Origin of the sequence: Bacillus sp. TE8-1, from assembly GCF_008368855.1 — a bacterium.
Classification (GTDB): Bacteria; Bacillota; Bacilli; order Bacillales; family Bacillaceae_G; genus Bacillus_A; species Bacillus_A cereus.
On the sequence record NZ_QPET01000021.1, the window covers coordinates 287,650 to 300,777 of the forward strand.

The following is a 13,128-nucleotide window of genomic DNA, read 5'->3' on the forward strand; positions in this document are numbered from 1 at the left end:
ATATGAAGTTATTTCATACAGCGGATTGGCATTTAGGAAAGCTTGTTCATGGCGTGTATATGACTGAAGACCAAAAGATTGTATTAGATCAGTTTGTACAGGCTGTTGAAGAAGAAAAACCAGATGCTGTAATTATTGCAGGGGATTTATATGACCGAGCAATTCCACCTACAGAAGCAGTAGACTTATTAAATGATGTGCTGCAAAAAATAGTTATTGATTTACAAACACCAGTTATTGCAGTAGCTGGTAATCATGATAGTCCGGATCGTATCCATTTTGGAAGTAGTTTAATGAAAAAACAAGGATTACATATTGCAGGTCAATTTCAATTCCCGTACGAACCTGTTGTACTAAATGATGAATATGGAGAGGTTCACTTCCATCTAATACCGTATGCAGACCCAAGCATAGTGAGGCACGTGCTGAAAAATGAAGACGTACGTTCTCATGATGATGCGATGCGCATTTTTATGAATGAGCTCTCTGAAACGATGGATAAAGAAGCTAGACATGTATTTGTTGGACATGCATTTGTAACTTCTTCAGGAGAAGCGGAGGAGAATACAAGTGATGCAGAACGACCACTTTCAATTGGTGGTGCTGAATATGTAAATAGTCATTATTTTGATAAGTTTCATTACACAGCGCTTGGACATTTACATCAAGCGCATTTCGTACGTAATGAGACCATTAGATATTCAGGTTCACCACTTGCCTATTCAATTTCTGAAGAGAAACATAAAAAAGGTTATTACATTGTAGAACTGAATGAAACGGGTGAAGTAGCAATTGAAAAAAGGTTACTTTCACCACGTCGTAAAATGCGAACAGTAGAAGCGAAAATAGATGAATTATTACAGCACCCAGTAAGTGAAGATTACGTATTTGTAAAATTATTAGACGAAAACCCTGTCTTACAGCCAATGGAGAAAATACGATCTGTATATCCAAATGCAATGCACGTTGAAAGAGCGATGCAAAGGCGAGAACTCACAGATACAAATGAAGTAACGGTTTCAAGACATAAAACGGATGATTTATCTCTTTTAAAGGCTTTCTATAAAGAAATGAAAGGGTTAGATTTATCAAAAGAGAAAGAACGCCTATTTATAGATGTATTACAAACAGTGCAAGAACGGGAAGGTGAACGAGGATGAGACCGATTCAGCTTATTATGACAGCATTCGGGCCATATAAACAGAAAGAAGTAATCGATTTTGAAGATCTTGGAGAACATCGTATTTTCGCTATTTCTGGGAATACGGGAGCTGGAAAAACAACGATTTTTGATGCGATTTGTTATGTGTTATATGGTGAGGCTAGTGGAGAAGAACGTAGTGATACGAGCATGCTTCGAAGTCAATTTGCTGATGATAATGTTTATACAAGTGTTGAATTAACCTTTCAGTTAAAAGGGAAACGCTATGAAATAAAACGACAACTTGGACATAAAAAACAAGGGAATAAGACCATTACAGGACATGCAGTAGAATTATATGAAGTTATTGATGGAGAAAACGTTCCAGCCGTCGATCGTTTTCATGTAACAGACGTAAACAAAAAAGTGGAAGATTTAATTGGGTTAAGTAAACATCAATTTAGCCAAATTGTTATGTTACCCCAAGGGGAATTCCGAAAACTATTAACATCTGAGACGGAAAACAAAGAAGAGATTTTACGTCGTATTTTTAAAACGGATCGTTATAAATTAATGCGTGAGTTACTTGATCAAAAGAGAAAACAATGGAAAGATGTCTTGCAAGAAAAACAAAAAGAGAGAGAGCTCTATTTCCGTAATGTTTTTAAATTACCAATCCGTGATGGAGCATTATTAGAGACATTAGTGGCACAAGAACATGTAAATACGCATCAAGTAGTAGAAGCGTTAGAACAAGAAACAACCGTGTATAAAGCAGAGGTTGAGCAATTACAAGTAGAACAAGATGTTCAAACGAAGCAATTAAAGGATGCAGACACACGTTTTCATGCAGCAAAATCTATAAATGAGAAATTTATAGATTTACAACAAAAGAATGAGAAATATAACACTTTACAAGAGAACCGTGCAGCAATTGAAAGGAAAGAAAAATCCTTTAAACGTGCGGAACAAGCAAAGCGCTTATTACCATTTGAACAATGGTATGAAGAAGCGATGGAAAATGAGCAGAAAGTTGAAAGTTTGTTAAAACAGATAATTGTCAAACAAGAACAGATAATGAACAGCTTTGAACTTGCTAAGGAGAAGTATGAAGTAGTAAAGAATAAAGAAGCTGAACGAGAAGAGGCTAAAAAACTTGTTCAAAGATTAGAAGAGTTACAAGCAATCATTGAATCATTAGCTGAGAGAAAGCTGAATTTACAAAATGCCGAAATTCAAATAGGGAAATTAAAAGAAAGTATGCAAAAGTTAGATCAACAACTAGAAGAGCATACAAACCAAAAACAGAGAATGTCTGATGAATTGCAGCAATTAGAACAAGCACTTGAGCAATATGTAGCTAAAGTAGAAGAACTAACGAATATGCGAGAAGATGCAAAAGTTTTAAAGCAAGCATATGATGTTTGGCAAGAAAAACAAAAATTCGAGCAAGAAAAAGAAGCGGCAACTAATAAAATGCAAGTGGCAGTTCGTGCATATGAAAACATGGAGCGCCGCTGGTTAAGTGAACAAGCTGGTATATTAGCTCTTCATTTACATGACGGTGAATCTTGTCCGGTATGTGGTAGTACGAATCATCCGCAAAAAGCTACAGAGCAAAGTAATGCGATCGATGAAAAAGAGTTAAACAATTTAAGAGATAAGAAGAACATTGCTGAAAAATTACATGTGCAAGTAGAGGAGAAATGGAATTTCTATCGACTACAATATGAACAAGTGATAGAAGAAGTTGTGAAGCGCGGCTACAATTCGGAAAAATTAGCTGAAACATATAGTGCACTTGTTCAAAAAGGAAAACAATTAGCTGCAGACGTGAATACGTTAAAAGCAAGTGAAGAAACACGTAAGCAGATTGCTGCGAACATGAAAAGCGTAGAAGAAAAAATAGAAGAACTTCAGAAACAAAAACGAGAAGTGGAAACAATGCAGCACCGTACAGAAATGGAGTGTATGCAACTTCGTACGTCATATGAACATGATAAACGAAATATTCCAGAAAACTTACAAACAGTACAAGCTTGGAAAGCACAGTTTGACCAAGCTATGCAGGAACTTAGGTTAATGGAAGACGAATGGAAGAAAGTCCAGGAAGCGTATCAGCATTGGCAAAATGAAAATATACGTATTCAAGCAGAACAAAAAGGTGCTTCTAATCAATTTGAAAGTGCAAAATTAAAGAAAGAAGAGACTTTCGCACGCTTTATGAAAGAGCTAGAACAAAGTGGGTTTACAGATGAATTCACGTATAAAGAAGCCAAATTAAGCGATGCCGAGATGGAGATGTTACAAAAAGAAATTCAAGGTTATTATTCATCGCTTGAAGTGCTTGCAAAACAAATCGAAGAGTTAAACTCAGAATTAAAAGATAAAGAGTATATGGATATTACATCTTTAGGTGAACACATAAAAGAACTAGAAATTAATCTCGATATCATTAAAGAAAAACGTCAACGTGCGCAAAATGCGGTAACATATATTTCGGATTTACATGAAAACATTAGACGTATTGATGAGCAAATTCATGAGGAAGAAAAAGCTTTCCAAGAACTTGTTGACTTATATGAAGTAATGAAAGGTGATAACGAGAGCCGTATATCATTTGAACGTTACATCTTAATTGAGTATTTAGAACAAATTGTTCAAATTGCAAACGAACGATTACGTAAATTATCAAACGGACAATTTTATTTAAAACGAAGTGAACGAGTTGAAAAGAGAAATCGTCAAAGTGGATTAGGCTTAGATGTGTACGATGCATATACTGGCCAAACACGCGATGTAAAAACACTATCCGGCGGAGAGAAATTTAATGCATCACTTTGCCTAGCGCTAGGAATGGCAGATGTCATTCAAGCATATGAAGGTGGTATTTCCATCGAAACGATGTTCATCGATGAAGGGTTCGGTTCATTAGATGAAGAATCATTAACGAAAGCTGTAGACGCCTTAATTGACTTACAAAAATCAGGCCGATTTATCGGTGTCATTTCACACGTACAAGAGCTGAAAAACGCAATGCCAGCTGTATTAGAAGTAACGAAGCAGAAGGATGGGTGTAGTCAGACGCGGTTTGTGGTGAAGTAAGCTTAAAAAATGGAGTAGGGAATCTACCGATACTTTTAGTGTCATATGTATGAATAATAAAACGTCGTCTCTTCATATTGGAGGCGACGTTTTATTTTATAAAATATCTATGAATTATCTGTAGAAGGCGGCGTATTCTCCAAACGATTATAAGCTTTAAAAGCTGAAATTGCTGAGATAACCCCGCCTACTAAAAATAAAGTCGATCCTCCCACTAAGATGATACGACTGACATATGTTTCCCGTGCTTCTTCGACTTCTTCTTGTAACGCTGTAGGCATATGAATCCTCCCTTTATAAAAGTTGTTTTATAAATAGTATATACAAACGCCTAAAATGTGTTAAAATAACTGATGATTTTATGCAGTGGGTAATTAGATGAGTAGGATGCGAGTGGCTAAGTAAATCTTCATCACAAATTTATGTGAACTTCACATAGAGCACATATTAACATTGTATTATGTATATGTACCAAATAAATAAATAAAGTAAATGTAAGTTCTGTTTTCAAAAATTTAAAATCCTTTTATTTCTATATGAAAGTTTTAATCAAGGGTTTTAAAAAATTTGGAAATAGATCTTATGAATATGGAATTCATATAAAAGGGGAATGTCTTATGACAACATATACGAGTGAAATGAGAAAAACTTTAGTTTCAGAAGAAGATGTAGATATTTTAAAAATTATGGCGCATCCAATCCGACTGCAAATTGTAAATGAATTAAGTACGAGAAAAACTTGTAATGTAACACAATTAACAGAGTTACTGAATATTCCGCAATCTACTGTTTCACAACATCTATCAAAAATGAAGGGTAAAGTGTTACGAGCAGAGAGAAGAGGTTTAGAAATTTATTATCATATTAACAATTTAAAAGCGAGTAAGATTGTTAATGTTTTAGGGTATATAAACTAGTGAAATATTTTTATATAAAATAGCCCCTGCTGTTGAGCAGGGGCTATTTTGTGTTGTTTTATGTATTTGTATTTAAAACTTTATAGTTTTTATGATTTACAATTGTTCGATCAAATTCAAAAGTACCACCGCTTACATTTGTAATTTCAACTAAGACCGATTCAGTATAAAGTTTTAATACAGATCCTGTAATCTTTAAATTATTTCGTTGAAAAAGTATAGTATCCCCTACGTTTGCTTTCATAGTACCTCCTCATTAAAGACAGAAATATTTTTTTATTATATATATTAAACCACGGATAGATATATTAGTGAATATTTAGTTTTATTTATTGGAAAAAAATTTGTTCTCTAATTGAAGAGTATAAAGTACTCCTGTGTTAAAAGTTATATTTTATTTAAGTTTATCCCGCTATTTGCTGGGCAGTAAGACCCCCGCCTCAAAATTCAGTGGAAGCAAAGAAGTTAGGCGAGGGCTGATTAAAGTTTCACTGTATTATAAGCAAAGTAAATTGTTTTCAGCATTAGCGAAACTAAATACTGCAGAGAAACAAATTATTTAAAAGACAGACACTATGTAGCACAAAACGTAAAGTAGATAAGTAAAGTTTTTTTCAGGAGTATAAGAAAAATATACGTTTATTAATAAGATCTCTAATTGGTAAAATTCCAATTAAAAACATAGGAAAACTTTAATATAAAAAGGGAATCAATTACAAATGTAGAAGTAATATATACGAAAGGAAAGATTTATATGTCTAAAGGGAAAAAACAAGTTAGTCAACTTAGTTTTCTGGTGAATTTTATGAACGACAAGGGGAGTCTTGTGAAAATTTAATAGTATTATAGTATCCCCTTGTGAAAAAATGGTTGGGGGAATATATAAATGATAACAGAAATGAATATTAAAGTAGTTTGTGAAGAATCGTTTTCAAAAAGAGAAATAAAAATTTTAGAGACGTTTCTTTCAACTTTATCGGGACATTCTAATGCTCTCGTTACAAAAGAGGGGATGTTTTTAAACCCATTAAGTAAAGAGAAGAGTGTGATTTATTATCACAACTTTGTATTTGTAAAATCACTTACAGAACAAATGTGTGCAGAATTAAAAGAAGTTTTAACAAGACGTATTAAAAATGCTTTCATTATGATGGAATTTGTAGAGCCAATTGTTACATTTGAAGAAACAATTATAAACGTATAAAGAAAGTCAGGCTTATGAATTGACCCAATAAAACCGTCTCTTTAATAAATAGTAAAGAGACGGTTTTATTGTTTCACTTTTTAAAAAAGAGTTCAAAAATAAATGTAAATCGATCTTATACAAAAACTACTTATTAAATAACTGTTACGTATTTAATAAGTAGTTTTTGTATTTCATCCTTCGTTTTTTGTAACTGATTCTACGTTTTTGACGCTCTATCTTGTAAGTGCTTACATAAGCGAAAACATCTTATACAATGAAGGTGTCAAATCAAAAGAGGTGACCAAAATGAACATAAAAAAAGTAAATTTAGCGAATAGCATTGAAATAGAAAGAGGAGGCGGAAAGGTATGAAAAAATCAACTGTTAATCCATGGCTTGTTGTCCTTGGCACAGTTATAGTACAAATGGGGCTTGGGACGATATATACATGGAGTTTATTCAATCAGCCTTTAGTTAGTAAATACGGTTGGAGTCTTAACGCTGTTGCGATAACTTTCTCAATTACTAGTCTTTCTTTAGCATTTTCAACTTTATTTGCGAGTAAATTGCAAGAAAAATGGGGACTTCGTAAACTTATTATGATAGCTGGATTAGCATTAGGACTAGGATTAATACTTAGTTCACAAGCATCCTCATTAATATTACTTTATGTACTAGCGGGAGTTGTTGTAGGTTATGCAGATGGTACAGCATATATCACTTCACTATCAAATTTAATAAAGTGGTTTCCAGAGCGTAAAGGTTTAATTGCTGGTATTTCTGTCTCTGCATATGGTTCAGGTAGCTTAATCTTTAAATACGTTAACGCACAGTTGATTGAATCAGTTGGTGTATCGCAAGCATTTATATACTGGGGTTTAATTGTTACAGCTATGATTGTAATTGGTGCTTGTTTAATCCATCAAGCTGCAGATCAAGGAGCAGTTCATGAAACAAAAACTAAGGAATACACAACGAAAGAAATGTTAGGCACAAAACAAGTATACTTATTATTTATCATGTTATTTACATCATGTATGAGTGGCTTATACTTAATTGGTATGGTAAAAGACATTGGTGTTCAACTTGTAGGACTTAGCGCAGCAACAGCAGCTAATGCGGTGGCTATGGTTGCAATCTTCAATACATTAGGCCGTATCATTTTAGGACCATTATCGGATAAAATTGGGCGTTTAAAAATCGTTACTGGTACTTTTGTTGTTATGGCGAGTTCAGTCTTAGTTCTAAGTTTTGTAGATTTAAATTATGGTATTTACTTCGTATGTGTAGCAAGTGTAGCGTTTTGCTTTGGTGGAAATATCACTATTTTCCCAGCTATTGTTGGTGATTTCTTCGGTATGAAAAACCATAGTAAGAACTACGGAATTGTGTATCAAGGATTTGGATTTGGGGCGCTTGCAGGTTCCTTTATCGGTGCACTTCTAGGTGGATTCAAACCAACGTTCATGGTGATCGGTGTATTATGTGTCGTGTCATTCATTATCGCAATTTTAATTCAAGCACCTAAACAGAAAAAAGAAAAAGAAGAAGAGTATCGCAGCGTAGCATAAGTATATAAATCTTCTATAACAATATGATTACGAAAAAGCATCCTATTCTATTAATTAGGATGCTTTTTTATGAGTTATTTTAACAAGATTAAATTACTTTTGTGATTTTCATAGATGTAAAAGTGAGTGAAATGCCGATTTGGATTATATTGAAATATAATAAATCGATACATCGTATTCGAAATATATATTAAATCTTAAATGACAAAAAAGACATTCATTAGTATTTGTAAGATATATTTTCAGAAAAATATTGAGAAAATATATACTTGAGTTTTTCATAAAGCATTGTAAATGAACGTATCTCTAGTTTAGCTTCTTCAATTTTAAAAAGAGGACTTTGAATTTTATTTATAATATAAGTACTTTTAATGTGTTTACATATGATTTTATTAAGAAGCATTAAAATACTTTATCTGAAAAATAAAAAAAGATTGACAAGTTTATTGAGAAACATTATCATTTCGGTGTAAGATAGTAAATGAAAAACATTATCAATAAAATGGATTTTAAAGTAATGCGCACTTGACCAATTAGTTTAGTAAGTGTATTATTTTTTACAACACAACTGATAATGAAAATCAATATCAGTTGTGTCACTTAATGAAATTAATGTTTATGTGAAAGGATAGAGAAAATGAACTTAGGGGAATTTGATGGGAAAACAGTTTTAGTAACAGGTGCAGCACAAGGCATAGGCAGTGTCGTGGCCAAAATGTTTTTAGAAAGAGGAGCCACAGTTATTGCGGTTGATCAAAATGAAGAGGGATTAAATGTACTCTTAAATCAAAATGAATTAAATAAAACACGTATGAAAACGTTTCGTTTAGATGTGAGTCATAGCGCCGCTGTTGAAGACATGGTAAATCATATTGCAAATGAAATAGCGCCAATAGATATTTTAATAAACGTTGCAGGGGTTTTACGTATGGGACCAATTCATTCGTTAAGTGATGAAGATTGGAATAAAACATTCTCTGTAAATACTACAGGGGTTTTCAATATGTCCCGAGCGGTAAGTAAAAATATGATGTTAAGAAAATCGGGGGCAATTGTTACAGTCGGTTCAAATGCGGCAAATACGCCAAGAATGGAGATGGCTGCGTATGCTGCGTCAAAGGCTGCAACGACGATGTTTATGAAATGTTTAGGACTAGAGCTTGCGGCATACAATATACGCTGCAACTTAGTTTCTCCAGGTTCTACTGAAACTGAGATGCAAAGATTACTATGGGCTGATGAGAATGGAGCTAAAAATATAATTGCTGGTTCTCAAAATACATATAGACTCGGAATTCCATTACAAAAAATTGCACAACCTTCAGAAGTTGCTGAAGCCGTGTTATTTTTAGCCTCAGATAGAGCAAGTCATATTACAATGCACAATTTATGTGTCGATGGCGGTGCTACGTTAGGAGTTTAATAAAAATTCAGGAGGTTATTATATTATGAATGAACATATAGCTGTAAAGGAATTGTCAGAAAAACTTTTAGAAGATTATAAGACTGAATCTTCATTCTTTTTCGCTTCACCAACTCGAACGATATTAGCAGAAGGAGAGTTTACTACAGTAAAGCATCGTGAAATTGAAAATTTCCCAGAGCTTGTGCAAGCGACATTAAGTAATGCGAAACAAGCTGGAAATCCAAATCCTATCGTTGTGGGTGCTTTGCCATTTGATCGTAGAAAAGAAGTCCAACTTATCGTACCAGAATATAGTAGGATTTCTGAGCGTTTACAATTGGATACAACAAATCAGCTTGAAACAAATGAGAACGTAACATTTGAAATGACGCCAATGCCAGACCCTGAAGTTTATATGAATGGTGTGAAGCAAGGAATTAAAAAAATACAGGACGGTGATTTAAAGAAAATCGTTCTATCCAGATCGTTAGATGTTAAATCTTCCGAAAAGATTGATAAGCAAAAACTTCTGCGAGAATTAGCAGAACATAATAAGCATGGTTATACATTTGCTGTGAATTTACCGAAAGATGAAAAAGAGAACAGTAAGACGCTAATTGGAGCAAGTCCTGAATTACTTGTTTCACGTAATGGTATGCAAGTTATTTCTAATCCGTTAGCTGGTTCAAGGCCACGTAGTGAGGACCCAGTAGAAGATAAAAGAAGAGCAGAGGAATTACTTTCTTCTCCAAAAGATTTACATGAACATGCGGTAGTAGTTGAAGCGGTTGCCGCTGCACTTCGTCCGTATTGTCATACATTACATGTTCCAGAAAAGCCATCAGTTATTCATAGTGAAGCGATGTGGCATTTGTCTACAGAATTGAAAGGTGAACTGAAGGATCCAAATACTTCTTCTTTACAATTAGCAATTGCCCTTCATCCTACGCCAGCAGTTTGCGGAACTCCGATGGAAAAAGCAAGAGAGGCTATACAGCATATTGAGCCATTTGACCGCGAGTTCTTTACAGGAATGCTAGGATGGAGCGATTTAAATGGAGATGGAGAATGGATTGTTACAATTCGTTGTGCTGAAGTACAAGAAAATACACTGCGTTTATATGCAGGAGCTGGAGTTGTTGCTGAGTCAAAACCAGAAGATGAGTTAGCAGAAACATCAGCTAAGTTCCAAACAATGCTAAAAGCTTTAGGGCTAAGAGATAGTTCACTTAATGAAAAATAGGGGGAAGAAAGAATGCTAGTAGGTTATACAGAATGGCCAAAAGAATTTGCCGATCGTTACCGAGAAGAAGGATGTTGGCTTGGTGAAACATTTGGAGGAGTGTTAAGAGAGCGGGCTGAGAAATATGGAGATCAAATCGCGGTTGTAAGTGGTAAGAAGCATATAACATATAGTGAACTTAATAAAAAGGTAGATCGTTTAGCAGCAGGTTTACTAAATTTAGGAATAAAGAAAGAGGACAGAGTTGTAATCCAGTTACCTAACATTATCGAGTTTTTCGAAATATGTTTTGCACTATTTCGAATTGGAGCGCTTCCTGTCTTTGCACTGCCGTCACATCGAAGCAGTGAAATTAGTTATTTTTGTGATTTTGGCGAGGCGAGCGCTTACGTTATTTCAGATAAGGCTCTCGGTTTTGATTATCGAAAACTAGCAAGAGAAGTGAAAGAGAAAGTGCCAACTTTACAACATGTAATTGTAGTGGGAGAAGAAGAAGAGTTTGTGAACATAAATGATCTGTATATGGATCCCGTCTCATTACCAGAAGTTCAGCCAAGTGATGTTGCGTTTCTCCAATTATCAGGAGGCACAACAGGTCTTTCTAAATTAATTCCTAGAACACATGATGACTATATTTATAGTTTACGTGTTAGCGCTGAAATTTGTAATTTGAATGCAGAAAGCGTCTATATGGCAGTTCTTCCAGTAGCACACAATTACCCAATGAGTTCTCCAGGGACATTTGGAACTTTCTATGCGGGTGGAAAAGTGGTATTGGCAACTGGTGGTAGTCCAGATGAGGCCTTTGCTCTTATTGAAAAAGAAAAAGTTACAATTACAGCGCTCGTTCCGCCATTAGCAATGATTTGGCTTGATGCTGCATCTTCTCGTAATGCCGATTTATCGAGCTTAGAGGTTATTCAAGTAGGTGGTGCTAAGTTTAGCGCTGAGGTTGCAAGACGTATACGCCCTACATTTGGATGTACGTTACAGCAAGTATTCGGTATGGCGGAAGGATTAGTGAACTATACAAGATTAGACGATCCGGAAGAAATTATTATTCATACACAAGGTAGACCAATGTCTGCACTCGATGAAGTACGAGTTGTTGATGAAAATGACAACGATGTACAACCGGGCGAGGTAGGTAGTTTATTAACACGAGGTCCATATACAATTCGTGGTTACTATAAAGCTGAAGAGCATAATGCACGATCATTTACAAAGGATGGGTTTTATCGCACAGGTGATCTTGTAAAAGTAAATGAACAAGGATACATCATTGTAGAAGGAAGAGATAAAGATCAAATTAACCGTGGTGGTGAGAAAGTTGCTGCGGAAGAAGTTGAAAATCATCTATTAGCACACGATGCGATCCATGACGTAGCAATCGTATCTATGCCTGACGATTATTTAGGTGAACGCACCTGTGCTTTTGTTATAGTTCGCGGACAAGTTCCGGCAGTAAGTGAATTAAAAATGTTTTTAAGAGAACGTGGTATAGCGGCTTATAAAATTCCAGATCGAATTGAATTTATTGAAGCATTCCCGCAAACAGGAGTCGGAAAAGTCAGCAAAAAAGAACTACGTAAAGTCATTGCTCAAAAACTTATTACAGTAAAACAATAATAAAAATCGGAAGGAAGTGATTAGATGGCTATCCCATCTATTTCAGTATATAAAATGCCAATTGAATCAGAACTACCAAAAAATAAAGTGAATTGGACACCAGATCCGAAACGTGCAGTACTTTTAATTCATGACATGCAAGAATACTTTCTTGATGCATATAGCGATAAAGAATCACCAAAAGTAGAACTTATTTCAAATATTAAAATGATAAGAGAAAAATGTAAGGAACTTGGTATACCAGTTGTTTATACAGCACAACCTGGTGGGCAAACGTTAGAACAACGAGGTTTATTACAAGACTTTTGGGGTGACGGTATACCTGCTGGACCAGATAAAAAGAAAATTGTTGATGAACTTACTCCTGATGAGGATGATATATTCATAACAAAATGGAGATATAGTGCATTTAAAAAGACAAATCTATTAGAAATTTTAAATGAACAAGGAAAAGATCAACTCATTATTTGCGGTATTTATGCGCATATTGGCTGTCTTTTAACAGCTTGTGAAGCATTTATGGATGGTATAGAGCCGTTCTTTGTAGCAGATGCAGTTGCTGATTTTTCACTAGAGCATCATAAACAAGCATTGGAGTATGCATCTAATAGATGTGCAGTAACGACATCAACAAACCTACTGTTAAACGATTTACAAAGTGTAAAAGATGATGAGAGTGAAGGAATCACTATACAGGAAGTGCATGAACTAGTTGCACAACTACTTCGTGAGCCAGTAGAGAGTATTGATATTGATGAGGACTTATTAAATAGAGGGCTTGATTCGGTCAGAATTATGAGTTTAGTAGAGAAGTGGCGTCGTGAAGGGAAAGAAATCACTTTTGCAGATTTAGCAGAACATCCAACTGTTGCAGGTTGGTACAGTTTACTATCTTCACAAACAGCACAGGTGCTGTAACAAATAGACTACA

At 34.8% G+C, this 13,128-nt stretch carries 11 protein-coding genes; 9 read left to right on the forward strand and 2 right to left on the reverse strand.

From position 1 onward, the window contains the following. The first annotated feature begins 2 nt into the window (after nucleotides 1–2). Together DN404_RS20475 and DN404_RS20480 are read left to right on the forward strand one after the other, a co-directional pair. Nucleotides 3–1,160, forward strand: a complete 1,158-nt coding sequence (locus DN404_RS20475) for an exonuclease SbcCD subunit D (RefSeq protein ID WP_048558415.1) — start codon at nucleotides 3–5, stop codon at nucleotides 1,158–1,160. Beyond that, entirely contained in the window at nucleotides 1,157–4,246 is a 3,090-nt protein-coding gene (locus DN404_RS20480; RefSeq protein ID WP_149215386.1) for an AAA family ATPase, read from the forward strand. Before DN404_RS20475 ends, DN404_RS20480 begins: the two co-directional genes overlap by 4 nt. A gap of 107 nt (nucleotides 4,247–4,353) precedes the next feature. Here DN404_RS20480 and DN404_RS30615 read toward each other — a convergent pair whose 3' ends face one another. Beyond that, nucleotides 4,354–4,527, reverse strand: coding sequence for a hypothetical protein (locus DN404_RS30615; protein WP_001141668.1), 174 nt, complete (start codon nucleotides 4,525–4,527; stop codon nucleotides 4,354–4,356). Nucleotides 4,528–4,863: 336 nt separating this feature from the next. Here DN404_RS30615 and DN404_RS20485 point away from each other — a divergent pair, with 336 nt between their 5' ends. After that, complete coding sequence (locus tag DN404_RS20485) at nucleotides 4,864–5,163, forward strand: ArsR/SmtB family transcription factor (RefSeq protein ID WP_000214801.1); 300 nt, start codon at nucleotides 4,864–4,866, stop codon at nucleotides 5,161–5,163. Nucleotides 5,164–5,221: 58 nt separating this feature from the next. Here the strand turns inward: DN404_RS20485 and DN404_RS20490 are convergent, their stop codons facing one another. Further along, nucleotides 5,222–5,407, reverse strand: a complete 186-nt coding sequence (locus DN404_RS20490) for a YkvS family protein (RefSeq protein WP_000646793.1) — start codon at nucleotides 5,405–5,407, stop codon at nucleotides 5,222–5,224. A 642-nt stretch (nucleotides 5,408–6,049) separates the two neighbouring features. On the opposite strand from DN404_RS20490, the gene DN404_RS20500 reads away from it, so the two are divergent. From DN404_RS20500 to DN404_RS20525, 6 genes are all read left to right on the forward strand, one after another. Beyond that, nucleotides 6,050–6,367 (forward strand): hypothetical protein, encoded by a 318-nt coding sequence (locus tag DN404_RS20500; RefSeq protein ID WP_000627304.1) that lies wholly within the window; start codon nucleotides 6,050–6,052, stop codon nucleotides 6,365–6,367. 350 nt (nucleotides 6,368–6,717) lie between these two features. Continuing rightward, the gene (locus tag DN404_RS20505) at nucleotides 6,718–7,920 is read left to right on the forward strand and encodes an L-lactate MFS transporter (protein WP_006918566.1); all 1,203 of its coding nucleotides are present in this window, start codon (nucleotides 6,718–6,720) and stop codon (nucleotides 7,918–7,920) included. 637 nt (nucleotides 7,921–8,557) lie between these two features. Beyond that, nucleotides 8,558–9,343 carry a 2,3-dihydro-2,3-dihydroxybenzoate dehydrogenase gene (gene dhbA, locus DN404_RS20510; protein ID WP_149215388.1) on the forward strand — a complete coding sequence of 262 codons (786 nt, stop codon included), beginning with the start codon at nucleotides 8,558–8,560 and terminating at the stop codon, nucleotides 9,341–9,343. 25 nt (nucleotides 9,344–9,368) lie between these two features. Then, nucleotides 9,369–10,568, forward strand: coding sequence for an isochorismate synthase DhbC (dhbC, locus tag DN404_RS20515; RefSeq protein WP_086411506.1), 1,200 nt, complete (start codon nucleotides 9,369–9,371; stop codon nucleotides 10,566–10,568). Between the two features lie 12 nt (nucleotides 10,569–10,580). Then, the gene (locus DN404_RS20520; RefSeq protein WP_149215389.1) at nucleotides 10,581–12,197 is read left to right on the forward strand and encodes a (2,3-dihydroxybenzoyl)adenylate synthase; all 1,617 of its coding nucleotides are present in this window, start codon (nucleotides 10,581–10,583) and stop codon (nucleotides 12,195–12,197) included. Between the two features lie 24 nt (nucleotides 12,198–12,221). Continuing rightward, complete coding sequence (locus tag DN404_RS20525; RefSeq protein WP_098770214.1) at nucleotides 12,222–13,115, forward strand: isochorismatase family protein; 894 nt, start codon at nucleotides 12,222–12,224, stop codon at nucleotides 13,113–13,115. Nucleotides 13,116–13,128 lie beyond the last annotated feature (13 nt).

Excerpts from the sequence above, each read along its gene's own strand:
- DN404_RS20480 (WP_149215386.1), top strand. The coding sequence starts at position 1,157 with ATGAGACCGATTCAGCTTATTATGACAGCATTCGGGCCATATAAACAG.
- dhbA (WP_149215388.1), top strand. The coding sequence starts at position 8,558 with ATGAACTTAGGGGAATTTGATGGGAAAACAGTTTTAGTAACAGGTGCA.
- DN404_RS20490 (WP_000646793.1), bottom strand. The coding sequence starts at position 5,407 with ATGAAAGCAAACGTAGGGGATACTATACTTTTTCAACGAAATAATTTA.
- DN404_RS20520 (WP_149215389.1), top strand. The coding sequence starts at position 10,581 with ATGCTAGTAGGTTATACAGAATGGCCAAAAGAATTTGCCGATCGTTAC.
- DN404_RS20485 (WP_000214801.1), top strand. The coding sequence starts at position 4,864 with ATGACAACATATACGAGTGAAATGAGAAAAACTTTAGTTTCAGAAGAA.
- DN404_RS20475 (WP_048558415.1), top strand. The coding sequence starts at position 3 with ATGAAGTTATTTCATACAGCGGATTGGCATTTAGGAAAGCTTGTTCAT.
- DN404_RS20500 (WP_000627304.1), top strand. The coding sequence starts at position 6,050 with ATGATAACAGAAATGAATATTAAAGTAGTTTGTGAAGAATCGTTTTCA.
- DN404_RS20505 (WP_006918566.1), top strand. The coding sequence starts at position 6,718 with ATGAAAAAATCAACTGTTAATCCATGGCTTGTTGTCCTTGGCACAGTT.
- DN404_RS20525 (WP_098770214.1), top strand. The coding sequence starts at position 12,222 with ATGGCTATCCCATCTATTTCAGTATATAAAATGCCAATTGAATCAGAA.
- dhbC (WP_086411506.1), top strand. The coding sequence starts at position 9,369 with ATGAATGAACATATAGCTGTAAAGGAATTGTCAGAAAAACTTTTAGAA.
- DN404_RS30615 (WP_001141668.1), bottom strand. The coding sequence starts at position 4,527 with ATGCCTACAGCGTTACAAGAAGAAGTCGAAGAAGCACGGGAAACATAT.